General features: G+C 72.4%; 19 protein-coding genes. 9 read left to right on the forward strand and 10 right to left on the reverse strand.

What is annotated here, in order from left to right; translation table 11 throughout:
• Window positions 1-139: 139 nt before the first annotated feature.
• Window positions 140-1,372, forward strand: coding sequence for a threonine--tRNA ligase (gene thrS / locus ACIRSU_RS14485; RefSeq protein ID WP_403791933.1), 1,233 nt, complete (start codon window positions 140-142; stop codon window positions 1,370-1,372).
• Between the two features lie 7 nt (window positions 1,373-1,379).
• On the opposite strand, the gene trxA is transcribed toward thrS, so the two are convergent.
• From trxA to ACIRSU_RS14500, 3 genes are read right to left on the reverse strand one after another with little or no spacing between them, the layout of a single operon-like run.
• Window positions 1,380-1,712, reverse strand: a complete 333-nt coding sequence (gene trxA, locus ACIRSU_RS14490) for a thioredoxin (RefSeq protein ID WP_403791935.1) — start codon at window positions 1,710-1,712, stop codon at window positions 1,380-1,382.
• On the reverse strand, window positions 1,709-2,131 hold the full coding sequence (locus ACIRSU_RS14495; RefSeq protein WP_403792566.1) for a MerR family transcriptional regulator: 423 nt from the start codon (window positions 2,129-2,131) through the stop codon (window positions 1,709-1,711). Before ACIRSU_RS14495 ends, trxA begins: the two co-directional genes overlap by 4 nt.
• 48 nt (window positions 2,132-2,179) lie before the next feature.
• Window positions 2,180-2,701 (reverse strand): Lrp/AsnC family transcriptional regulator, encoded by a 522-nt coding sequence (locus ACIRSU_RS14500; protein ID WP_403791937.1) that lies wholly within the window; start codon window positions 2,699-2,701, stop codon window positions 2,180-2,182.
• A 44-nt stretch (window positions 2,702-2,745) separates the two neighbouring features.
• On the opposite strand from ACIRSU_RS14500, the gene ACIRSU_RS14505 reads away from it, so the two are divergent.
• A complete protein-coding gene (locus ACIRSU_RS14505; protein ID WP_403791939.1) occupies window positions 2,746-3,657 on the forward strand; it encodes an NAD-dependent epimerase/dehydratase family protein in 912 nt (303 codons plus the stop codon).
• Window positions 3,657-4,550 (forward strand): aldo/keto reductase, encoded by an 894-nt coding sequence (locus tag ACIRSU_RS14510; protein WP_403791940.1) that lies wholly within the window; start codon window positions 3,657-3,659, stop codon window positions 4,548-4,550. Before ACIRSU_RS14505 ends, ACIRSU_RS14510 begins: the two co-directional genes overlap by 1 nt.
• A 478-nt stretch (window positions 4,551-5,028) precedes the next feature.
• Here ACIRSU_RS14510 and ACIRSU_RS14515 read toward each other — a convergent pair whose 3' ends face one another.
• On the reverse strand, window positions 5,029-6,396 hold the full coding sequence (locus ACIRSU_RS14515) for a cation:dicarboxylate symporter family transporter (RefSeq protein WP_403791942.1): 1,368 nt from the start codon (window positions 6,394-6,396) through the stop codon (window positions 5,029-5,031).
• Between the two features lie 191 nt (window positions 6,397-6,587).
• Here ACIRSU_RS14515 and ACIRSU_RS14520 point away from each other — a divergent pair, with 191 nt between their 5' ends.
• The 3 genes from ACIRSU_RS14520 (at window position 6,588) to ACIRSU_RS14530 (ending at window position 9,830) form a co-directional block, all read left to right on the forward strand.
• Window positions 6,588-8,363 (forward strand): ATP-binding protein, encoded by a 1,776-nt coding sequence (locus ACIRSU_RS14520; RefSeq protein WP_403791943.1) that lies wholly within the window; start codon window positions 6,588-6,590, stop codon window positions 8,361-8,363.
• Entirely contained in the window at window positions 8,360-9,076 is a 717-nt protein-coding gene (locus ACIRSU_RS14525; protein WP_403791945.1) for a response regulator, read from the forward strand. The genes ACIRSU_RS14520 and ACIRSU_RS14525 overlap by 4 nt, the downstream gene beginning before the upstream one ends.
• A gap of 145 nt (window positions 9,077-9,221) precedes the next feature.
• Complete coding sequence (locus ACIRSU_RS14530; protein ID WP_403792568.1) at window positions 9,222-9,830, forward strand: helix-turn-helix domain-containing protein; 609 nt, start codon at window positions 9,222-9,224, stop codon at window positions 9,828-9,830.
• A gap of 143 nt (window positions 9,831-9,973) precedes the next feature.
• Here ACIRSU_RS14530 and ACIRSU_RS14535 read toward each other — a convergent pair whose 3' ends face one another.
• Complete coding sequence (locus ACIRSU_RS14535) at window positions 9,974-10,747, reverse strand: RICIN domain-containing protein (protein ID WP_403791946.1); 774 nt, start codon at window positions 10,745-10,747, stop codon at window positions 9,974-9,976.
• A gap of 212 nt (window positions 10,748-10,959) precedes the next feature.
• The gene (locus ACIRSU_RS14540) at window positions 10,960-11,985 is read right to left on the reverse strand and encodes a 6-phosphofructokinase (protein WP_403791947.1); all 1,026 of its coding nucleotides are present in this window, start codon (window positions 11,983-11,985) and stop codon (window positions 10,960-10,962) included.
• 269 nt (window positions 11,986-12,254) lie between these two features.
• Here ACIRSU_RS14540 and pta point away from each other — a divergent pair, with 269 nt between their 5' ends.
• From pta to pyk, 3 genes are all read left to right on the forward strand, one after another.
• Complete coding sequence (pta, locus tag ACIRSU_RS14545; protein ID WP_403791948.1) at window positions 12,255-14,336, forward strand: phosphate acetyltransferase; 2,082 nt, start codon at window positions 12,255-12,257, stop codon at window positions 14,334-14,336.
• Window positions 14,333-15,568, forward strand: coding sequence for an acetate kinase (locus tag ACIRSU_RS14550; RefSeq protein WP_403791949.1), 1,236 nt, complete (start codon window positions 14,333-14,335; stop codon window positions 15,566-15,568). Before pta ends, ACIRSU_RS14550 begins: the two co-directional genes overlap by 4 nt.
• A gap of 74 nt (window positions 15,569-15,642) precedes the next feature.
• On the forward strand, window positions 15,643-17,073 hold the full coding sequence (pyk, locus tag ACIRSU_RS14555) for a pyruvate kinase (protein WP_403791951.1): 1,431 nt from the start codon (window positions 15,643-15,645) through the stop codon (window positions 17,071-17,073).
• Between the two features lie 96 nt (window positions 17,074-17,169).
• On the opposite strand, the gene ACIRSU_RS14560 is transcribed toward pyk, so the two are convergent.
• The 4 genes from ACIRSU_RS14560 to ACIRSU_RS14575 all read right to left on the reverse strand — a co-directional run bounded on the left by ACIRSU_RS14560 (window position 17,170) and on the right by ACIRSU_RS14575 (window position 21,390).
• Complete coding sequence (locus ACIRSU_RS14560) at window positions 17,170-18,480, reverse strand: hypothetical protein (RefSeq protein WP_403791952.1); 1,311 nt, start codon at window positions 18,478-18,480, stop codon at window positions 17,170-17,172.
• Complete coding sequence (locus ACIRSU_RS14565; RefSeq protein WP_403791953.1) at window positions 18,470-19,030, reverse strand: DUF6114 domain-containing protein; 561 nt, start codon at window positions 19,028-19,030, stop codon at window positions 18,470-18,472. Before ACIRSU_RS14565 ends, ACIRSU_RS14560 begins: the two co-directional genes overlap by 11 nt.
• Before the next feature lie 124 nt (window positions 19,031-19,154).
• A complete protein-coding gene (locus ACIRSU_RS14570) occupies window positions 19,155-19,808 on the reverse strand; it encodes a DUF6230 family protein (protein WP_403791954.1) in 654 nt (217 codons plus the stop codon).
• A 613-nt stretch (window positions 19,809-20,421) separates the two neighbouring features.
• Window positions 20,422-21,390, reverse strand: coding sequence for a tetratricopeptide repeat protein (locus tag ACIRSU_RS14575; RefSeq protein WP_403791955.1), 969 nt, complete (start codon window positions 21,388-21,390; stop codon window positions 20,422-20,424).
• Between the last annotated feature and the right edge of the window lie 118 nt (window positions 21,391-21,508).

Here is a 21,508-nt window from a genome sequence, read left to right on the forward strand (position 1 = left end):
AACACGACGACGCCGGAGAGTGTCCCGGCGCGCTGACAGCTGTCTTTGTCCGAAGCCCCGGGGCGAGCGCCCCGGGGCTTCGGCGTTTCCGCGGGTGCTCACTCCCTCCCCTTCGGCCTCAACGAACCGAGGAGTGACCATGAGCGAGTCCCACGACGTCATCGACCACCGCAGGCTGGGCCGTGAGCTGGAACTGTTCGACACCGATCCGCTGATCGGGGCCGGGCTGCCCTACTGGCTGCCGGACGGGGCCGTCGTACGCCACGCGCTCGAGGAGTACGTACGGGAGGCCGAGCGGCGGGCCGGGTACCGGCACGTGTACTCGCCGGTGCTCGGGAAGCGCGAGCTGTACGAGATCTCCGGGCACTGGGCGCACTACAGCGACGACATGTTCCCGCCCATGGAGGTCGGCGGGGAGGAGATGGTGATGCGGCCGAGCCTCTGCCCGCACCACGCCGTGATCTTCCGCTCCCGGGCCCACAGCTACCGCGAACTTCCTCTGCGCATGGCCGAGTTGGGTGGCATGTACCGCTCCGAGCTGTCGGGCGTCCTCGGCGGCCTCACCCGGGTGCGGGCCATCCAGCTCAACGACGCGCACATCTTCTGCACCCTCGACCAGGTCGCCGAGGAGGCCGCCGGCGCCCTGGAGCTGATCCGGGCGGCGTACGCGGCCATGGGCATCGTCCCGGTCCGCTACCGGCTCTCGCTGCCCGGCCCCGGCGGCAAGTACGTCGACGCGCCGGAGAAGTGGGAGCGGTCGACCGCGCTGCTGCGCGAGGTGCTGGACGCGTCCGGGCTCGACTACGAGGAGGCGGCGGGCGAGGCCGCGTTCTACGGCCCGAAGATCGACGTCCAGGTCGCGGACCCGGCCGGGCGTGAGTCGACCCTCTCGACCGTCCAGGTCGACTTCCACCAGCCCGAGCAGTTCGACCTCCACTACATCGGCGCCGACGGCGCCAAGCACCGCCCCGTGATGGTCCACCGCTCCGTCATCGGCAGCGTCGAACGCGCCGTCGCCCACCTCGTCGAACTCCACGCCGGCGCCTTCCCGGCCTGGCTCGCCCCCGTCCAGCTCGCCGTCCTCCCCGTCTCCGACACCGAGTACGACACCGCCGCCCGCCTCGCCGCCCACGCCACCGCCCTCGGCCTGCGCGCCGACGTCCTCCCCCCGTCCCGCGGCACCCTCGGCGCCCGCATCCGCGCCGCCCGCCTCGCCCCGTACCAGGCGATCATCGGCGCGAAGGAGGCGGCGGCGGACGAGGCGTCGCTCCGCCTGAGGGACGGCCGCCGCCCCGACCCGATGCCGGTGGAGGAACTGCTCGACCGAGTAAGGGGGTTGGTGGCGGAGCACTCGACCCGGCTTTGGGACTGACGCCCGGTCAGAGCACGTCCGACAGTTCCTCCAGGAGGCGGCGCTTCGGGCGGGCGCCGACCATGGACTTCACGGGTTCTCCGGAGCGGAAGACCAGGAGGGTGGGCATGGAGAGGACGCCGTAGCGGGTGACGGTCGCCGGGTTGGTGTCGGCGTCGATCTGGACGACCTTGAGGTGGCCGGTCTGTTCCTCGGCGACGGCGCTGAGGACGGGGGCCAGCTGGCGGCAGGGGCCGCACCAGTCGGCGGTGAACTCGACGAGGACCGGGAGTTCGGCTCCCAGGACCTCGGCGTCGAAATCGGTGTCGGTGACCTCGGCCACGCCCTTCGCTCGGATCATGATGTCCGCTCTCCCTGTTCCCGTTCGTGAGATGTGAGTTCGCACCGCGGCTCCGGGCCGGCCGGCAGTTCCGCCTCGGCCCGGAGCAGCTGCGCGCCGACCTGGGCGCGCACCTGCTGGAGCTGTGCGATGAGTCCGTCGATCTCGGCGAGCTTGCGCCGGTAGACGGCGAGGGACGCGGGGCACGCGTCGCCCGCCGGGTGGCCGGCGCGCAGGCAGTCGACGAAGGGCCGGGTCTCCTCCAGGTCGAACCCGAAGTCCTGCAGGGTCCGGATCTGCCGCAGGAGCCGCAGGTCGTCCTCGTCGTAGGTGCGGTAGCCGTTCTCCGTGCGCCGTGCGGTCAGGAGGCCGCGGGACTCGTAGTAGCGCAGAGTCCGCGTGGTCGTGCCCGCCCGCTCGGCCAGCTCGCCGATTCGCATGTCCACGAACGTAAGCCTTGACGCCGACGTCAAGGCAAGGGAAGTCCGTCAGACGCCCGGCGGGAGCAGTGGCTTGCGCTCGACCGGCGAGGAGAGCACCACGGAGGTCGTGGTGCGGCCGAGAGCCGAGGTCTGTTCCAGGATCTCCTCCAGGTGCACCGTGTCGGTGACGGCGACCTTGAGGATCCAGCAGTCCTCGCCGACGACGTGGTGGACCTCGCGGATCTCGGGGCGGGCGATCAGCTCCAGGGTGCGCGGGTGCTTGAGGTTGTAGCCGCCGTGCGGGTTGACCCGGATGAACGCCTGGATGCCGTAGCCCAGTCGGGCCGGGGCTACCTGAGCGCCGTATCCGGTGATCGCGCCGCACGCCTCCAGGCGGCGGACCCGTTCGGTGACGGCGGCCGGGCTCAGTCGGACCCGGCGGCCGAGCTCGCTGAGCTTGATGCGGCCGTCGCTCTGCAGCAGGTCCAGGATCTGCCGGTCGATGGGGTCGAAGGCGCCCGCCGAGGTTTCGACGGTGGCGGCGCGCGGATGCCGTGGTTCCTTCGGTGCGACGGCCTGGACTCCCATGTTTCCCCCTTCAGGCAACGAGCGCTCAACGTAACACTTGAGGCATGGAGATTCTGATCATCGGCGGCAACCGCTATTTCGGAAAGCGCCTGATGGCACGTCTGCTCGACGGCGGACATCGCGTCACGGTGCTCAATCGGGGTTCCTCACCGGCGCCGGCCGGGACGATATCCCTGGTCGCCGACCGCGATGACGAGGACGCCCTGGAAAAGGCGCTCGCCGGGCGGAATTTCGACGTCGTGGTCGACCAGGTCTGCTACACCCCGCGTCAGGCGGACATCGCCCGGCGGGTTTTCGCGGGGCGGACCCGGCGTTATGTGATGACGTCGACGGTGGAGGTGTACGAGTACGAGGACTCCGCCGTCCCGGTCGCCGAGGACGCGCTCGACCTGGACACCGTCGGCGTCGACCTCGGACTGCCTTGGGAGGACCCGGAGTTCCTGGCGGCGCACTACGGCGAGGGCAAGCGGCAGGCGGAGGCGGTGTTCGCGGCCGCCGCGGCCGAGGCCGGCTTCCCGTGGGCCTCGGTGCGGGTCGCGCACGTCCTCGGCGGCGCCGACGACTTCACCGGGCGGGTGGCACACTACGCGCAGCGGATCCGGGCCGGCGAGCCCGTCGCCGTCCCGACGACGAACCGTCCGGCCACCTATGTGTACGTCGAGGAGATCGCCGCGTTCCTCGCCTGGGCGGCGGTCGGTTCGGAATTCACCGGGCCGGTGAACGCGCATTCCCCCGGGCCGCTGACGACGGCGGAGATCTGCGCGGAGATCGAGGACCTGGTGGGCGGCCGGACCGTTTTCCAGGAGGTGGAGGTCGGGGAGGTCTCGCCGTTCTCCTTCGCCCGTTCCTACGGCATGGACAATTCCCGGGCGGAGCGGCTGGGATACCGGTTCTCGCATTCCCGGGAATGGCTCCGCACGGCGCTTTCCGAGACGATCACGGCGGAGGTGGCGTGATGCTGCGGCGCACGCTCGGCGACCGCGTCGCCGTCAGCGCCATCGGGCTCGGCGCCATGCCCCTGTCCATCGAGGGCCACCCCGACGAGGCCCGCGCCCTCGCCACCGTCCACGCCGCCCTGGACGCCGGTGTGACGCTGCTCGACACGGCCGACTCGTACCATCCGCCCGGCGGCGACACCGGCGCGAACGAGCTCCTGATCGCCCGCGCGCTCGCCGCGTACGGCGGCAGCGGCGCCGGCCGGGACGACATCCTGGTCGCCACCAAGGGCGGGCGGGGCCGCAGCGCCGACGGCGGCTGGACGGTCGACGGCCGCCCCGCGCACCTGCGGCGCGCGGCGGAGGACTCGGCGCGGCGCCTGGGCGGCGGGGCGATCGGCCTGTACCAGCTGCACAAGCCGGACCCGGCCGTCCCGTACGCCGAATCCCTCGGCGCGATACGGGAGCTGGTCGACGCGGGCACGGTCCGGCTGGCCGGGATCTCCAACGTGGACCGCGCGCAGATCCTGCTCGCCCGCGAGATCCTGGGCGACGCCCTCGTCTCCGTACAGAACCAGTACTCGCCCGCCGTCCGGGACAGCGAGCCCGAACTCCGCCTCTGCGCCGAGCTCGGCCTGGCCTTCCTGCCGTGGAGCCCGCTCGGCGGGATCTCGCGCAGCTCCCTGGACGGGCCGTCCGGCCGCCGGGCCGACCCGCACTTCGCCGCCTTCCACCGGGTGGCCGCGACCCGCGGGGTCAGCCCCCAGCGGGTGGCGCTCGCCTGGCTCCTGGCCCGCCCCGGCGGCCACGTCCTCCCGATCCCGGGCGCGAGCCGCCCGGAGACGGCCCGCGACTCCGCCCTGGCCACCGAACTGAAGCTGACAGCGGAGGAGTTGGCCGAGCTCGGCGAGTGACCGGCGGGCGCCGACGGCCGAGGGCCGAGGGCCGAGGGCGGCGGAACGCTCCCGGCCGCGCGGGACGCGCGACGACGACGGAAGGCTCCTGGTCGCCCGGACTGCACGACGACGACGGAATGCCCCCGGCCGCGCGGCTGCGCGACCAGGGGCATTCCGTACCGGGACCCGGATCCGGCTCAAGGCCCGGGGCCCGGGGGTTCAGGGGGCGGGGGCAGGGGGCGAGGGTCGCCGGCGGGGGCAGCCGGAGGCCCGCAGGCCGAGGGCCGGGGCACCGAGACCCGGGGGCCCCTGAGACCCGGTCCGAGGGGCCCGGAGACCCGGCCCGGTGGGCCCGGAGACCCGGGGGCCCGGAGAACCCGGCTCCCGAGAGGCCCGGAGACCCAGCCCGAGGGGCCGAGGGTCCAGGGCCGGGCCCGCTGGGCCGCCAGGCCCGGAGGCCGCCACGGGCCAAGGCGCCACAGCCTCGCCCCCGGTCTCAGACGCCCGCCCGCGCCTTCTCCTCGCCCTCGTCCGCCGGGCGCTGGTCCGGCAGCGGCGACGGGGCGCCGTGGCCGTCGTCGACGAGGGTGGTCTCGTCGAAGGGGACGCGGCCGGCGAGGACCTCGGCGGCGCGGGTCTTGTCGATCTCCTTGGTCCAGGTGCCGACCAGCACCGTGGCGACGGCGTTGCCCGCGAAGTTGGTGAGGGCGCGGGCCTCGCTCATGAAGCGGTCGATGCCGACGATCAGGCCGACCCCGTCGACGAGCTCGGGGCGGTGCGACTGCAGGCCGCCGGCGAGGGTCGCCAGACCGGCGCCCGTGACGCCCGCCGCGCCCTTCGAGGCGATGATCATGAAGACGAGGAGCGAGATCTGCTCGCCGAGCGACAGCGGCTTGCCCATCGCCTCGGCGACGAACAGCGAGGACATCGTCAGATAGATCGCGGTGCCGTCGAGGTTGAAGGAGTAGCCGGTCGGGACGGTGATGCCGACGACCGGCTTGCTGACGCCCAGGTGCTCCATCTTGGCGATGAGCCGCGGCAGCGCCGACTCGGACGACGAGGTGGACAGGATCAGCAGGAACTCGCGGCCCAGGTACTTGAGCAGGGCCAGGATGTTCACGCCGGCGACGAGCCGCAGCAGCGTACCGAGGACCAGGAAGACGAAGAGCGCGCAGGTGACGTAGAAGCCGATCATGATGACGGCGAGCGACTTCAGGGCGGCGGTGCCGGTCGCGCCGACGACCGCGGCCATCGCGCCGAAGGCGCCGACCGGGGCGGCCCACATGATCATGGCGAGGATGCGGAAGACGAGCTTCTGGATGTGTCCGATGCCGCGCAGCACCGGCTCGCCGGCCTTGCCCATCGCCTGGAGCGCGAAGCCCGCGAGGAGGGCGACGAGGAGGGTCTGCAGGACCTCGCCCTCGGTGAAGGCGGAGACCATGGTCTTCGGGATGATCCCGAGGAGGAAGTCGGCGGTGCCCTCGCTCGCGCCCGCCGCCTGCTTGGCGCCGGCGGCGGCGAGGTCCTTGGTGAGGTGAAGGCTCGAGCCGGGCTCCAGGATGTTGCCGACGACGAGGCCGATGGCGAGCGCGACGGTCGACATCACGAGGAAGTAGCCGAGGGCGAGGCCGCCGACCGCGCCGACCTTGGCGGCCTTCCGCACCGAGCCGACCCCGAGCACGATCGTGCAGAAGATGATCGGCGAGATCATCATCTTGATCAGGCTCACGAAGCCGGCGCCGAGCGGCTTGAGCTCCACGGCGAAGCCGGGCGCCAGGAAGCCGACGGCGATGCCGAGCAGGACGGCGCCGATCACGGCCAGGTACAGATAGTGGGTGCGGTCCCGTCGTGCGGTTGCGGCCACGGGGTCCTCCTCGTGCTCGGGGGTCGTCCACGTCCCGGTGGACCTCCGCGACTATCCACCAGCCTGTGACCGGGGTCACGCTTGCGTACGTTTCGTTCACGGCCGAACGGAACGCCGCTGCGCAACCGTCGACATAACGATTCGGGCCGCGCGGTACGAGGGAGCAAAACGGGCGGGGCACACTGGCACGCATGCGTCTCCCCCTCCCCCGGCCCCGCAGCCTCGCAGCTCAGCTCTTCGCGATGCAGGTCGTGCTCGTGGCCGTCGTCGTCGCGGGATGCGCCGTCTTCGCGTACGTGACGGACCGTGCCGAGGCCGAGGAGACGGCGCGCCGCCAGTCGACGGCGACCGCGACGGCCGTCGCCGCCTCGCCCTCGGTGGTCGCGGCGGCGCGCGCGGCGCGGACGGTGAACCCGACGACGGTGCTCCAGCCGTACGCGGAGGAGCTGCGCCGGCGGACCGGTGTCACCTTCGTCGTGATCATGGCTCCGGACGGCACCCGCTGGACGCACCCGGAGCCGGAGCAGATCGGCCGCAGCTATCTGGGGCACATCGCGCCCGCCGTGCGCGGCGAGACCTTCTCCGAGACGCACCTGGGCGTGCTCGGGCCCTCGGTCCGCACGGTCGCGCCGGTCCGTGACCATGCCGATCACGACCGGGTCATCGCCCTGGTCAGCGCGGGCATCACGATCGAGCGGATCAGCGAGCAGGTACGGGAGCAGGTGACCGCGCTGCTCGGGATGGCGGGCGCGGCGCTCGCGCTCGGCGGCGTCGGCACGTACGTGATCAACGCCCGGCTGCGCCGGCACACCAAGGGGATGAACGCGACGGAGCTGAGCCGGATGCACGACTACCACGAGGCCGCGCTGCACGCGGTGCGCGAGGGTCTGGTGATGCTGGACGGGCAGCGGCGGATCGCGCTGATCAACGACGGGGCGCGGGAGCTGCTCGGCCTGGCGGACGACGCCGTGGGCCGCTCGGCGGCGGAGCTCGGGCTGCCGGCGCCGCTCACGGGCGCGCTGCTCGCGTCGGAGCCGCGGGTGGACGAGCTGCATCTGACGGACGAGCGGGTGCTCGTGGTCAGCACCCGCCCGGTGGTCGGCGGCGAGCGCCGCGGCACCGTCGTCACGCTCCGGGACCGCACCGAACTGCAGGCACTCTCCGGCGAGTTGGACTCGGAGCGGGGCTTCACGGAGGCGCTGCGCTCGCAGGCCCACGAGGCCGCGAACCGCCTCCACACCGTCGTGTCGCTCATCGAGCTGGGCCGGGTCGAGGAGGCGGTGGACTTCGCCACGGCCGAGCTGGAGCTGGCGCAGGCGCTGACCGACCGGGTGGTGAGCGCGGTCGGCGAGCCGGTGCTCGCGGCGCTGCTGCTCGGCAAGGCGGCGCAGGCCAACGAGCGGGGCGTGGAGCTGGTGCTGACCGAGGACAGCCGGATCGACGACGGCGTGCTGCCGGTGTCGCTGCCGGCCCGCGACCTGGTGACGATCCTCGGCAACCTCGTCGACAACGCGGTGGAGGCGGCGGGCGGCACCGTCCCCGCGCCGCGCTCGGCCGGCCCGGCCCATGAGCCGGGATCGCTCGGTGACGCGCCGACGGCTCCGCGCAGCGGCCGGGTCACCGTGACCGCGCTCGCCGAGGGCGGCGAGCTGCTGCTGCGCGTCGGCGACAACGGACCCGGCGTACGGCCCGAGGACCGCGCCGCCGTCCTGGACCGCGGCTGGTCGACCCGGGGCCCGGGCCGCGGGCTCGGCCTGGCGCTCGTCCAGCAGGCGGTGACCCGGGCGTCGGGAAGCCTCACGCTCGCCGAATCCCCGCTGGGCGGCGCGGAGTTCACGGCCCGGCTGCCCCTGGACCGTACCCCCGCGCGTACCGCCGGACCTCCCCCCGGCCCTGACGCCGTCCGTGCCGCGGCCGGCACATCCGCCCGTACCGGACCGGAGACCGCCCTGGAGGCGCGCGCATGAGCGACATCGCAGCGAAGCCCGGCATCCGGGTGCTCGTCGTCGAGGACGATCCGGTCGCCGCCGACGCGCACGCGCTGTACGCGGGACGGGTGGCCGGGTTCACGGTGGTCGGGGTCGCGCACTCGCGGGCCGCGGCCGTGCGGGTGCTCGACCGGGTGCCGGTGGACCTGATCCTGCTCGACCTCTACCTGCCCGACGGGCACGGGCTGCAGCTGCTGCGGGCGCTGCGCGCGGCCGGGCACGCGGCGGACGTGATCGCGGTGACGTCTGCGCGCGACCTGGCGATCGTGCGGGAGGGCGTGTCGCTGGGCGTCGTGCAGTACGTGCTCAAGCCGTTCACCTTCGCCACGCTGCGGGACCGGCTCGCCCGGTACGCGGAGTTCCGCGCGTCGGCCGGGGAGGCGTCCGGGCAGGACGAGGTGGACCGGGCGCTCGCGACGCTGCGCGCCCCGCAGCCCGCCGCGCTGCCGAAGGGGCTGAGCGGGCCGACCCTGGAGGCGGTGACCCGCTCGCTGCGGGCGGCGGCCGACGGGCTCACGGCGGCGGAGGCGGGCACGGCCGTCGGGATCTCGCGGATCACCGCGCGCCGCTATCTGGAGCACCTGGTGACGGCGGGCCGGGCGGCCCGGGCCCCGCAGTACGGACAGATAGGGCGGCCCGAGCTGCAGTACCGCTGGCTCGGGGAGGCCGAGCGGACGCCCCGCGCCTACTGATCAGTTCCCATCTTCCTACGACCATGAGCGTTGGGTGAACGCACCGTAGCCAGCGGTCACCCTGCGCTCCTACCGTGGCGGGGTGCACCAACCCTCTCCACCCTTCAACGCCCTCGCCGCCCGCCGTCTGCGCGAGGGTCTCGGCATGCAGCCCGGCCACGTCGCCTACGGTCTGCGCGCCCAGTACGGCCTCCTCGTCACCCCCGAGATCGTGATGGCCTGGGAGCGCGGCAGGATCGCCCCCACCTCCCAGGAGCTGACCGCGCTCGCCGGGGTCCTGTGGTGTTCCCCGGCCGAGCTGCTCACCTCCGCGACCTCCCTGCGCGAGCACCGGCTGGCCCGCGCCCTCGCGCCCGAGGACCTGGCCCGCCGGGTGGGCCTGGACCCCTCCGCGTACGTACGGATGGAGGAGTCGGGCCAGTGGCGCGGCAACGAGCGCCAGACCGCCGCCCTCGCCGAGGTCCTCGGCCTCGGGCCGCGCGCGCTGCTCACGGCGACGGGCACGGACGGGAAACTGGCCGGGCTGCTGCGGGACGCGGCGACCACGCGCTGGCAGGGGTACGTGAAGCCGGTCGTGAAGCTGGTCCTGCTGCCGAAGCAGTCGGTGGAGAAGGCGCTGCAGCAGCTCTTCGACGACTACCACGCCCGGATGGCGGCGACGAGCAGCTGGGGCGCGTCGGGGGCGACGGGCGACGCGGGCCGCGCGTACCTCGACGAGATCACGGAGCACTTCTGGGCGGCCGTCGGCCAGTAGCCGTGACGGCACGGCTGCGGCGCTTCAGCCACGGGTGGCGTGCGTCAGTCACTGCTGAGGTGCGTCAGTCACGGCTACCGCGCCTCAGTCACGGCTGACGTGGATCAGTCACGGCTACCGCGTTCGGTCACGGCTACCGCGCTTCAGTCCCGGCGGTCGAAGCTGAAGAGCTGGCCGCGGGCGTCCGGCCGGCACGGCGCCTGGGCGAGCGAGGCCCACGCGGCCTTCGGGTCGCCGACGAAGGTGACGCAGCCGCCGGGGACCACGGAGCCGGCCGGGAGGATGCGCCAGCCGGTGACGGGGGTGCCGTACGGCGCCAGGACGAAGCCTTCGACGCGGGTCGGGTCGCCGCACTCGGCGTCCTCGAGGGCGGCGCCGGGTATCCGGCCGCTGCCCGGTATCCCGACGCAGCCGGGGCCGCGGTCCGGGTGGTCCGTGATGATCCGCCAGGTTGCGGCTCCCAGCCGTTCGAGGGTGTAGGCCGGCACGTCCGCGTCCGCGCAGTCCCGCTGGTGGACCTGCCCGCTCGGGCTGCCGCGGCGCTCGCCCAGGCACAGGTCCGAGCCGACGACCCGGATCCGCACCGGGCCTTCGTCGGGTGCGGTGAGGGCCGGGTGCCGACGGTGGCCCGGGATGCCGTCGCGCATGACGGCGACCACGCTGACGGTCGCGAGGACGAGCCCGGTCACGGCGATGCCGGCGACGAGGGTGCGGCGCAGCCGGGAGCGCGGGCCGGGCGGCTCCTCCTCGGGGACGGGCGTCTCGTCGGGCGCCGCCGCTTCACAGCCGGGCCAGACGAGCGGACCCTCCTCCGGGCCGTCCCCCGGCCGGCCCTCCGGGTCGTCCTCCGGCCAGTCCTCCGACTGGTCGTCCGGCTCGTCCCCCGGCCGGCCCCCCGGCCCGTCCCCCGTGGTCATGCCTGCCGCCCCTTCGCCGCCAACCCAGGGGCCAAGCCTTGTTGATCGCGGCGCCGGGCTCAAGCGGGGATTCGGCCCGGCTCGGCCCCACCCGGCTCAGCCCGGCCCGGCTCAGCGCCGCTCGGCTCGGCTCAGCCCGGCCCGGCTCAGCGCCGCTCGGCTCGGCTCGGCCCCGCTCGGCCCGGCCCCGCCCGGCAGACCACTCGGAAGCCTCAGAAGACCGACTCGGCCTCGCGCATCCGGTGTTCCGGCACCGTCTTCAGCTGGGTGATGGCCTCGGCCAGCGGAACCATCCGTACGTCCGTCCCGCGCAGCGCCGTCATGTTGCCGAAGTCGCCGTGGTGCGCGGCCTCCACCGCGTGCCAGCCGAAGCGGGTGGCGAGCACCCGGTCGTACGCGGTCGGGGTGCCGCCGCGCTGGACGTGGCCGAGGATGACGGGCCGGGCCTCCTTGCCGAGGCGGCGCTCCAGCTCGTACGCGAGGGCGGTGCCGATGCCCTGGAAGCGCTCGTGGCCGAACTGGTCGATCTCGCCCTTGCCGTAGTTCATGGTGCCGTCGGCGGGATGGGCGCCCTCGGCGACGCAGATGACGGCGAACTTCTTGCCGCGCGCGAAGCGTTCCTCGACCATCTTGACCAGGTCGGCCGGGTCGAAGGGGCGCTCGGGCAGGCAGATGCCGTGGGCGCCGGCGGCCATGCCGGACTCCAGGGCGATCCAGCCGGCGTGCCGGCCCATCACCTCGACGACCATGACGCGCTGGTGGGACTCGGCGGTGGTCTTGAGCCGGTCCATCGCCTCGGTGGCGACGCCGACGGCGGTGTCGAAGCCGAAGGTGCGGTCGGTGGCGGAGATGTCGTTGTCGATGGTCTTCGGCACGCCGACGACGGGCACGCCGGCCTCGGACAGCATCCGGGCGGCGGTGAGCGTGCCCTCGCCGCCGATCGGGATGAGGGCGTCGAAGCCGCTCTTCTCGATGAGTTCCTTGGCGTTGTCGCAGGCGGCGCGGAAGCGGGCGCGCTCCAGGCGGGAGGAGCCGAGGATGGTGCCGCCGCGGGCGAGGATGCCGCTGACGGCGTCGAGGTCGAGGCGGCGGTAGCGCCCGTCGAGCAGGCCCGCGTAGCCGTCCTCGAAACCGATGACCTCGTCGCCGTAGTGCGTCACGGCCCGGTGCACGATCGACCGGATCACCGCGTTCAGGCCGGGACAGTCGCCGCCCGCTGTCAGAACTCCGATGCGCATCGTGCTGGGTCTCCTGCTCGGTAGTGGTACGTGTGAGCCGCGTCGATTCTCACACGGTCGGCGGTGCGGGCGCGCTCGCTGCTACTCCGCGTCCGCCGCCCCGGCGGGGCCTCGGGGGCCTTTGGTCCCGGGCTTCCGTGCCCTTCGTCCAGCGGGCGTCGTATCGAGCCGCAGAGGTATTGTCAAGAGGGCATTGCCGCCCTATCGGTGGTTTTTACACACACCGGCTTGACATCAGGCCCATGGGAATTCGGACAGGAGACCACGGCGTGACGCGCAGCGTGTACGTGACCGGGATCGACCGCGGGGACGGCCGGCAGGTCGTCGAGCTGGGAGTCATGGAGCTCCTCACCCGCCAGGTGGACCGCGTGGGGGTGTTCCGGCCGCTGGTCCACCACCGCCCGGACCGCCTCTTCGACCTGCTGCGCGCCCGCTACCGGCTCACCCAGGACCCGGCCACCGTCTACGGCATGGACTACCACGAGGCGTCCGCGCTCCAGGCCGAGCGGGGCACCGACGAGCTGGTCTCCGTCCTGATCGACCGCTTCCACGCCGTGGCCCGGGACTACGAGGTCGTGCTCGTCCTGGGCACCGACTTCGCCGACACCCAGCTGCCGGACGAGCTGGCGCTGAACGCCCGGCTCGCCAACGAGTTCGGCGCCTCGGTGATCCCGGTGGTCGGCGGCAAGGGCCAGCCCGCGGAGTCCGTACGGGCCGAGGCGCGCAACGCGTTCCGCGCGTACGACGGGCTGGGCTGCGACGTGCTCGCGATGGTGGTCAACCGGGTCGCCGGCGAGGACCGGGCCGGGATAGCCGAGCGGCTCGCCGCCCGGCTGCCGGTGCCCTGCTACGTGCTCCCCGACGAGCCGGCCCTCGCCGCGCCGACCGTCGCCCAGATCACCCACGCGCTCGGCGCCTCCGTCGTCCTCGGCGACGACGCCGGGCTCGCCCGCGACGCCCTCGACTTCGTCTTCGGCGGCGCGATGCTGCCGAACTTCCTCAACGCGCTGACCCCGGGCTGTCTCGTCGTGACCCCCGGGGACCGGGCCGACCTGGTCGTCGGCGCGCTCGCGGCGCACTCGGCCGGCACCCCGCCGATCGCCGGTGTGCTGCTCACCCTCAACGAGCGGCCCAGCGACGAGATCCTCACGCTGGCCGCGAAGCTCGCGCCCGGCACGCCCGTCATCTCGGTGCCCGGCAACAGCTTCCCCACCGCCGCCGAGCTCTTCTCCCTCGAAGGGAAGCTGAACGCGGCGACCCCGCGCAAGGCGGAGACCGCGCTCGGTCTCTTCGAGCGCCACGTCGACACCGCCGACCTGCTGCGCCGGCTCTCCGTGGCCCGCAGCGGCCGGGTCACCCCGATGATGTTCGAGCACGAGCTCCTGGAGCAGGCCCGGGCCGACCGGCGCCGGGTGGTGCTGCCCGAGGGCACCGAGGAGCGGGTGCTGCGCGCCGCCGACGTGCTGCTCCGCCGCGACGTCTGCGACCTCACCCTGCTCGGCGACGTCGAGGTCATCCGCAAGAAGGCCGCCGACCTGGGCGTGAGCCTCGGCGACACCCAGCTGATCGACCCGCAGACCTCCGAGCTGCGCGACGCCTTCGCCGAGAAGTACGCGCGGCTTCGCGCCCACAAGGGCGTGACGGTGGAGCTCGCGTACGACGTCGTCTCGGACGTGAACTACTTCGGCACCCTGATGGTCGAGGAGGGCCTGGCCGACGGCATGGTGTCCGGCTCGGTGCACTCCACGGCCGCGACGATCCGCCCCGCCTTCGAGATCATCAAGACGAAGCCGGACGCCTCGATCGTGTCGTCGGTCTTCTTCATGTGCCTGGCGGACAAGGTGCTCGTGTACGGCGACTGCGCCGTCAACCCGGACCCGAACGCCGAGCAGCTCGCCGACATCGCCGTGCAGTCCGCGGCCACCGCCGCCCGCTTCGGCGTCGAGCCGCGCATCGCGATGCTCTCGTACTCCACCGGCACCTCGGGCTCCGGCGCCGACGTCGACAAGGTGCGCGAGGCGACCAAGCTGGTCCGCGAGAGCCGTCCGGAGCTGATGATCGAGGGGCCGATCCAGTACGACGCGGCCGTAGAGCCGTCCGTGGCGGCGACCAAGCTGCCCGGCTCTGAGGTCGCCGGACAGGCGTCCGTGCTGATCTTCCCGGACCTCAACACCGGCAACAACACCTACAAGGCCGTGCAGCGCTCGGCCGGCGCGGTCGCCGTCGGCCCGGTGCTCCAGGGTCTGCGCAAGCCCGTGAACGACCTCTCGCGCGGCGCCCTCGTCAGCGACATCGTCAACACCGTCGCCATCACGGCGATCCAGTCCCAGGCCCAGGAGCTCCCGGCATGACGACCCCCACCCGTGTACTGGTCCTCAACTCCGGCTCCTCGTCGGTGAAGTACCAGCTGCTCGACATGCGTGACGACAGCCGCCTGGCGCAGGGGCTCGTCGAGCGGATCGGCGAGGAGACCTCGCGGCTCGTCCACACGCCGCTGCTGGGAGGCGGAGCGGAGAGGCGCGAGAAGAGCGGGCCCATCGCCGACCACGCGGCCGCGCTGAAGGCCGTCGCCGAGGAGCTGGCCGCGGACGGCATCGGCCTTGACTCCCCCGAACTCGCGGCGATAGGCCACCGGGTGGTGCACGGCGGGCTGCGGTTCACCGCGCCGACCGTCATCGACGACGAGGTCCTCGCCGAGATCGAGCGCCTGGTGCCGGTGGCCCCGCTGCACAATCCGGCGAACCTCGTGGGCATCCGTACGGCGATGTCGCTGCGCCCCGACCTGCCGCAGGTCGCCGTCTTCGACACCGCCTTCCACACCACGATGCCGGAGGCCGCGGCGCGCTACGCGATCGACGTGGAGACGGCGGACGCGCACCGGATCCGCCGCTACGGCTTCCACGGCACCTCGCACGCGTACGTCTCCCGGGAGACGGCGAGGCTGCTCGGCAAGGCGCCCGAGGAGGTGAACGTGATCGTGCTGCACCTGGGCAACGGGGCCTCCGCGTCGGCGGTGGCGGGCGGCCGGTGCGTGGACACCTCGATGGGGCTGACCCCGCTGGAGGGCCTGGTCATGGGCACCCGTTCCGGCGACGTCGACCCCGCGGTCATCTTCCATCTGATGCGGAACGCGGACATGTCGGCCCAGGACATCGACGAGCTGCTGAACAAGCGGTCCGGGCTCGTCGGACTGTGCGGCGACAACGACATGCGGGAGATCCGGCGCCGGATCGACGAGGGCGACCGGCGCGCGGCGCTCGCCTTCGACATCTACGTCCACCGGCTGAAGAAGTACATCGGCGCCTATTACGCGGTGCTCGGCCGGGTCGACGCGGTGGCGTTCACGGCCGGGGTCGGCGAGAACGCGGCCCCCGTTCGGGAGGCCGCCATCGCCGGCCTGGAGGAGCTGGGCCTGGCGGTGGACGCGGACCTCAACGCCGTCCGGTCCGACGAGCCCCGGATCGTCTCGCCGGAGTACGCGCGGGTGGCGGTGGCGGTCGTGCCGACCGACGAGGAGCTGGAGATCGCCCGACAGAGCTACGCACTTGTGAGCGAATCAACCCCTGAAGGAGTGAACGCCTGAGCGGCCCCCCGCCCATTTGTACTTTCCACCAGACGGAATATTCCGCCGCGAAACAAACCGATAGGATCCGCCTCATGCGCCGTTCCAAAATCGTCTGCACGCTGGGCCCCGCCGTCGACTCCTATGAGCAGCTGAAGGCTCTCATCGAGGCCGGCATGAACGTGGCCCGATTCAACATGAGCCACGGGACCCAGGCAGAACACCAGGAGCGGTACGACCGTCTCCGCCGGGCGGTGGCGGACACCGGCCGTGCCGTCGGCGTCCTCGCCGACCTGCAGGGCCCCAAGATCCGTCTGGAGACCTTCGCGGAGGGCCCCGTCGAGCTGGTGCGCGGTGACGAGTTCACCATCACCACCGAGGACGTCCCCGGCGACAAGTCCATCTGCGGCACCACGTACAAGGGCCTGCCCGGCGACGTCTCCAAGGGCGACCAGGTCCTCATCAACGACGGCAACGTCGAGCTGCGCGTCGTCGAGGTCGACGGCCCGCGGGTCAAGACGATCGTCGTCGAGGGCGGGGTCATCTCCGACCACAAGGGCATCAACCTGCCCGGCGCGGCCGTCAACGTCCCGGCCCTGTCCGAGAAGGACGTCGAGGACCTCCGCTTCGCGCTCCGCATGGGCTGCGACATGGTCGCCCTCTCCTTCGTCCGCAACGCCGAGGACGTCAAGGACGTCCACAAGGTGATGGACGAGGAGGGCCGCCGGGTCCCCGTCATCGCCAAGGTCGAGAAGCCGCAGGCCGTCGAGAACATGGCGGACGTCGTCGCCGCCTTCGACGCCGTCATGGTGGCCCGCGGCGACCTCGCCGTGGAGTACCCGCTGGAGCGCGTCCCGATGGTGCAGAAGCGCCTCGTCGAGATGTGCCGCCGCAACGCCAAGCCGGTCATCGTCGCCACCCAGATGATGGAGTCGATGATCACCAACTCCCGGCCGACCCGCGCCGAGGCGAGCGACGTCGCCAACGCGATCCTGGACGGCGCGGACGCGGTCATGCTCTCCGCCGAGTCCTCCGTCGGCGCCTACCCGATCGAGACCGTGAAGACGATGTCGAAGATCGTCGCCGCGGCCGAGGAGGAGCTGCTCTCCAAGGGTCTGCAGCCGCTGGTCCCGGGCAAGAAGCCGCGCACGCAGGGCGGTTCGGTCGCCCGCGCGGCCGCCGAGATCGCCGACTTCCTCGGCGGCAAGGCGCTGGTCGCCTTCACCCAGTCCGGCGACACCGCCCGCCGCCTCTCCCGCTACCGCGCGGCCCAGCCGATCCTGGCCTTCACCACGGACGAGAGCACCCGCAACCAGCTCACCCTGAGCTGGGGCGTCGAGTCCTTCCTCGTCCCGTTCGTGGACAACACCGACGCCATGGTCGACCTGGTCGACGCCGAGCTGCTCAAGCTCCAGCGCTACAACCCGGGCGACACCATGGTCATCACCGCCGGCTCGCCCCCCGGCGTCCCTGGCACCACGAACATGGTCCGGGTGCACCACCTCGGCGGCCCCGAGAGCGCCTGACGCCTGACGCACATGACGGAGCCCCCGTCCCTCCTCGGAGGGGCGGGGGCTCCGTCGTGTGCGGCTCCCGGAAGGGTCTCGCTGGTGCCGTACGGGTCAGCTCGGCTCGATCGTGTTCCGCAGACCCGGCACCGTGAGCGTGCCGCCGAACTGGCCGGCCTGCTTCACCGTGCAGTTGGTGAAGATCGCCCACGGAACGTCGAGCGGCGGCGGGGTCTGCGGGCTGAACGTGACCGGGATGAGGCCGAAGAGGTTGCCCTTCAGCTCCTCCGTGTACATGGTCACCGTCCCGTGGCGCATGGTCGACTCCGACCCGGGGTTGGAGCGCACGTGGCCGGTCAGGCCGTCGGAGTGGACGGTCAGCTGGTGCAGGTTCCAGATGTCCACCTCGTCCGCGGTGAACTTGAGGACCTTCTTGATCTTGCCACTGCCCGTCTTCACCTCGACGATGCCGTGGTACTTGAGACCGCGCAGCTCCAGCTTGCTGGTCTGGAGGATCCACGGCTCGTCCGGGAGCAGCGGCACGCCCTCGTCCAGGTCGGCCGCGGCGAGCGCCTGCGGGTCGGGCGTCGGGCACGGGAAGCGCGGCTTGGCGCCGTCCGGAATGTCCGTGTCCTTCTTGGCGTCGAGGCCCTTGGCGGAGTCGGCCAGTTCGGTGGTGGTGGCACCGGCCTTGTCGGCGGCGGCCTTGATGGCGTCCTTGGTCTTGTCGACCGTGTCGTCGGCCGTCTTGTCCACGGTCTTGCCGGCCGTCGCCGTCGGCGTCGGCTTCGGGGCCGTCGAGGACGTCGGCGCCGTCGAGGCCGTGGGGGCGGTCGAGGACCTCGGCTTCGGGGCGGCCGTGGTCGCCGTCGGGGCCGGGGCGGCCTCCTTGCTCGTCGCCGTGAGGCCGAGCAGACCGCCCAGCGCGTCGCCGAGACCCAGCGGGTCGAGCGGGTTGGTCGACTTCGTCGCGGTCGGCTTCGGCGCGGACGGCTGCGGCGCGGACGTGGTCTTGGGCGCGGACGTCGTGCCGGCCGGCTGCCGGGTCGGCGCGGCCGTGGTCGCGCCCGGCGTGGGCTCGGTGCTCGCGGAGGTGTCCGGCGCCGGCTTGTCGGTCGCGGTGGCGCTCGCCGTCGGCTTCGGGGACTGCGTCCCGTCGGGCTTGGCGGTGTCGGTCGCGTCGGGCGTCGGCTCGTCCGAGCGGGTCACGCAGGGGCCGGGGGCGAAGGGGATGTCCGTGCCGTTGGTGTCGGCGAGGGCGAGCCGGGGTGCCAGGCCCATGCCCACGAGCACCGCGGTGGGCATGGCCGCGAGGGCCATCGCCTTGCCGGCGGGCACGTGGATCTTGTTCAGGAAGGACTTGCGGGGCGCCGCGTGGCGCGGCCCTCTCGTCGTCCCGGCCGACTGTGTTTCGTCACCCCGCACTGTTCCTCCCGCCGTTGGCTTCGGTCGTGGTCTCGGCCACCTGCGGCTCGGAACCCTGGTGCGGGATCACGGGCTGCGTCGTGCCGTCGTGCATGTGGTGCTCGGCCGGCTCGGCCACGGGCTGTTCCTCGGCCCTCACATCCGACGTCTCCTGCGCCAAGGGGCCGGCCGGGGCCCAGGCCACGGACATGCCGCCGCCGACGAGGGCGAAGAGGAAGCCGACGACCAGGCCGCCGAAGTTCGACACGGGGATGGAGACCAGCGCGAGCACGATCGCCGCGACACCGGCGAAGGTCCGGACGTGAGGCTGGAACCACATGGTGAGACCGAGCGTGATGAGCAGGACACCGATGATCAGCGCACCGGCTCCGGCCGTCGTCTGCATGGCGAGCGTCATGTTGCCGAGCCGCATGTCCCCGTACGGGAGATAGGCGATCGGGACGCCGCCGATCATGGTGAAAAGGCCCGCCCAGAACGGCCGGGTCTGCCGCCAGACCTTGAACCGGTTCTCTTTGGGGACTCCGCGGGAAGCAGTGGACTCGGCGCTCATGGAAACAGCTCCCTGGAAGCGGTGTTGCTGAAAGGTAAAGAAGAAGAGGTGGTGCCGAAGCGGGTGGGGGCCGTACGGGACGGCCCCCTCCCCCTGAGGCGTCAGTCCTGGACGGACGTCGGCATCAGTAGCACTCGACCCCGGCGCCCTTGCCGCGGTGCAGCGAGAGGTCGAGGTTCGGCAGCTTGAAGGTCGCGGCGGTGGTGGCCCACGCCCTCTGGTGGACGTTGGTGAGCTTCGCGTCCTCGGCCCGCTGGCCGAAGCCGTACGGGTTGGCCTTCGTGTTCGGCTGGATGCCCGGCTTGCCCGGGGACTTCGGCAGGGCGCCGGCCGCGACACCGATGTCGATGTTGCCGAACTCGGCGTCGGCCTTCAGTTCGGCGACATCCAGGTAGATGCCCTTGGCGTAGACCGGCTTGTTGTCCTCGGTGCCGGCCTTCAGCACCAGCGTCACGTCACCGACGAACGGAACCTTCGGCGTCACGACGGACTGGCACATGTTGGTGATCCAGGCCTCGGAGAAGCCGGACACGGCGACGGGCTCCGCGAAGTCCTTGCCGTCGAGGTCCTTGCCGCCGTCGACGCTGCCGTACTGGACGAAGTCCTTGCCGACGAGGCTGTCGGCACTGACCTTGAAATCCTGGCCGGAGATGCTGAAGGACGCGGCGAGCGCGCCCTGGGCCAGGCCGACACCGATGGCGGCCGTCGCGGCCACGCTCGGCACCATGACGACGGCGAACCGCTTCCATCTGGTCCCGCCACGAACCTGGGACTTCATGAGAATTCCTCCTTCTCGGACGTACATCTCCGGATGGGCCCAGGGCCCGTCCTGGGATGGGAGAAGTGCTACGTCCTCGGGAAGGAGAGCGCCGAGGGCTCAGGCGGCACGACGCGCGTCCGAATCACCGGCGATCACCCCCGAGCGACAACCACTGGCCACGCCGTGCGCGCGGCCGGATTGGACAGGCCCTGCCGGTGAGAGCAGGAACCCCCCTGTCCACGGCCGACGGCGGGGCCGCCGGCCCGCTCGGTGGGGACCCTCCGCCGCGCCGATCGGCGGGTGTGCCGGGCTGGTGCGGTGTCGGACCGAGCGTGGCCGATCGTGGTCCATTACGAGCGCCCGCACAAGGGGGTTCGTTACTCGCTAGTAACGGCCTGATAACCACGCGGCGACGGGCTGCCGCCGTCCGGGCACACAGGGTGCCGCCGGGTCACGCGACAAAGGGCGATGAGATCGGAGAAACTCGGACAGAATCCCGAGATCGATTTACTGCAAGTAACAGCGGCCGCGATTACCAAGTTTTGGTAAAGCGCGGCCGCCGAATGTCACTGTGTCGCCAAATCGTCCCCTTCCAGGGACGCGATGACGACGCCATGACGGCCCCGGACGCCTAGAACAGGGCGCTCGCCAGGGCCTGCCGGGCCGAGACCACCCGCGGGTCCTCGGGGCCGATCACCTCGAAGAGCTCCAGGAGCCGGACCCGCACCGCGTCCCGGTCCTCGCCGAACGTGCGGCGCACGGTGTCGACGAGCCGCCCGAAGGCGTCCGTCACATGACCGCCCACCAGATCCAGGTCCGCGGCGGCGATCTGCGCGGCCACGTCGGCCGGGTTGTCGGCCGCGTTCTTGCGCACCTCGGCCGGGTTCATGTCCTGCACCCGTGCGAGCAGTTCGGCCTGGGCGAGACCGAGCTTGGCCTCCGGGTGCTCCGGGTCGTCCGCGAGCACGTTCTTGTACGCCTGGACCGCGCCCGCCATGTCACCCGCGTCGAGCGCGGACATGGCCGCTTCGAGCAGTGCGTCGTACGGGCCGGCCGGGCGCGCCGCCGGGCCGCCGTCCGCCGCCGCGTCCGCGTCGACCCGGAGCCCGGTGAGGCCGAAGCGCTCCTCGCCGACCTGGATCAGCTGGTCGAGGGTCTGCCGGATCTGCGCCTCGGGCGCCGCGCCCTGGAAGAGCGGCAGGGCCTGGCCGGCGACGACCGCGAAAACGGCCGGAATTCCCTGGATGCCGAACTGCTGCATCAGCATCTGGTTGGCGTCGACGTCGACCTTGGCGAGCAGGAAGCGGCCGTTGTACTCGACGGCGAGGCGCTCGAGGAGCGGGCCGAGCTGCTTGCAGGGCTCGCACCACTCGGCCCAGAAGTCGATGACGACCGGGACCTCGGCGGAACGTTCGAGCACATCGCGCTCGAAGCCCGCCTCATCGACGTCGATCACCAGGGCGGAGGGGGCGACGGCCGGCGAACCGCCGTGCCGCGCCGCCTCGGCGCGCGCCTGCTCCGCCTTCGCCTTGGCCTCACCGGCCGCCTTCACCGCGGCGAGGTCGACGACGCCGCTCATGGACATGTTTCGGGGCTGCATGGTCCCATCCTCCCCCTTCCGCGCACGTAACCGGTAAGCCATGGCCGAACCGTGCCGTCCGGGGCCGGACGGCAGGGTTCGCGTGTTCGTGTGCGCCGGGTCCCCACCCGGCGCGGTG

The organism is Streptomyces sp. NPDC101160, assembly GCF_044768205.1.
In the GTDB taxonomy this organism is placed as follows: domain Bacteria; phylum Actinomycetota; class Actinomycetes; order Streptomycetales; family Streptomycetaceae; genus Streptomyces.

Excerpts from the sequence above, each read along its gene's own strand:
- thrS (WP_403791933.1), top strand. The coding sequence starts at position 140 with ATGAGCGAGTCCCACGACGTCATCGACCACCGCAGGCTGGGCCGTGAG.
- trxA (WP_403791935.1), bottom strand. The coding sequence starts at position 1,712 with ATGATCCGAGCGAAGGGCGTGGCCGAGGTCACCGACACCGATTTCGAC.
- ACIRSU_RS14495 (WP_403792566.1), bottom strand. The coding sequence starts at position 2,131 with ATGCGAATCGGCGAGCTGGCCGAGCGGGCGGGCACGACCACGCGGACT.
- ACIRSU_RS14500 (WP_403791937.1), bottom strand. The coding sequence starts at position 2,701 with ATGGGAGTCCAGGCCGTCGCACCGAAGGAACCACGGCATCCGCGCGCC.
- ACIRSU_RS14505 (WP_403791939.1), top strand. The coding sequence starts at position 2,746 with ATGGAGATTCTGATCATCGGCGGCAACCGCTATTTCGGAAAGCGCCTG.
- ACIRSU_RS14510 (WP_403791940.1), top strand. The coding sequence starts at position 3,657 with ATGCTGCGGCGCACGCTCGGCGACCGCGTCGCCGTCAGCGCCATCGGG.
- ACIRSU_RS14520 (WP_403791943.1), top strand. The coding sequence starts at position 6,588 with ATGCGTCTCCCCCTCCCCCGGCCCCGCAGCCTCGCAGCTCAGCTCTTC.
- ACIRSU_RS14525 (WP_403791945.1), top strand. The coding sequence starts at position 8,360 with ATGAGCGACATCGCAGCGAAGCCCGGCATCCGGGTGCTCGTCGTCGAG.
- ACIRSU_RS14530 (WP_403792568.1), top strand. The coding sequence starts at position 9,222 with ATGCAGCCCGGCCACGTCGCCTACGGTCTGCGCGCCCAGTACGGCCTC.
- ACIRSU_RS14535 (WP_403791946.1), bottom strand. The coding sequence starts at position 10,747 with ATGACCACGGGGGACGGGCCGGGGGGCCGGCCGGGGGACGAGCCGGAC.
- ACIRSU_RS14540 (WP_403791947.1), bottom strand. The coding sequence starts at position 11,985 with ATGCGCATCGGAGTTCTGACAGCGGGCGGCGACTGTCCCGGCCTGAAC.
- ACIRSU_RS14550 (WP_403791949.1), top strand. The coding sequence starts at position 14,333 with ATGACGACCCCCACCCGTGTACTGGTCCTCAACTCCGGCTCCTCGTCG.
- pyk (WP_403791951.1), top strand. The coding sequence starts at position 15,643 with ATGCGCCGTTCCAAAATCGTCTGCACGCTGGGCCCCGCCGTCGACTCC.
- ACIRSU_RS14565 (WP_403791953.1), bottom strand. The coding sequence starts at position 19,030 with ATGAGCGCCGAGTCCACTGCTTCCCGCGGAGTCCCCAAAGAGAACCGG.
- ACIRSU_RS14570 (WP_403791954.1), bottom strand. The coding sequence starts at position 19,808 with ATGAAGTCCCAGGTTCGTGGCGGGACCAGATGGAAGCGGTTCGCCGTC.
- ACIRSU_RS14575 (WP_403791955.1), bottom strand. The coding sequence starts at position 21,390 with ATGCAGCCCCGAAACATGTCCATGAGCGGCGTCGTCGACCTCGCCGCG.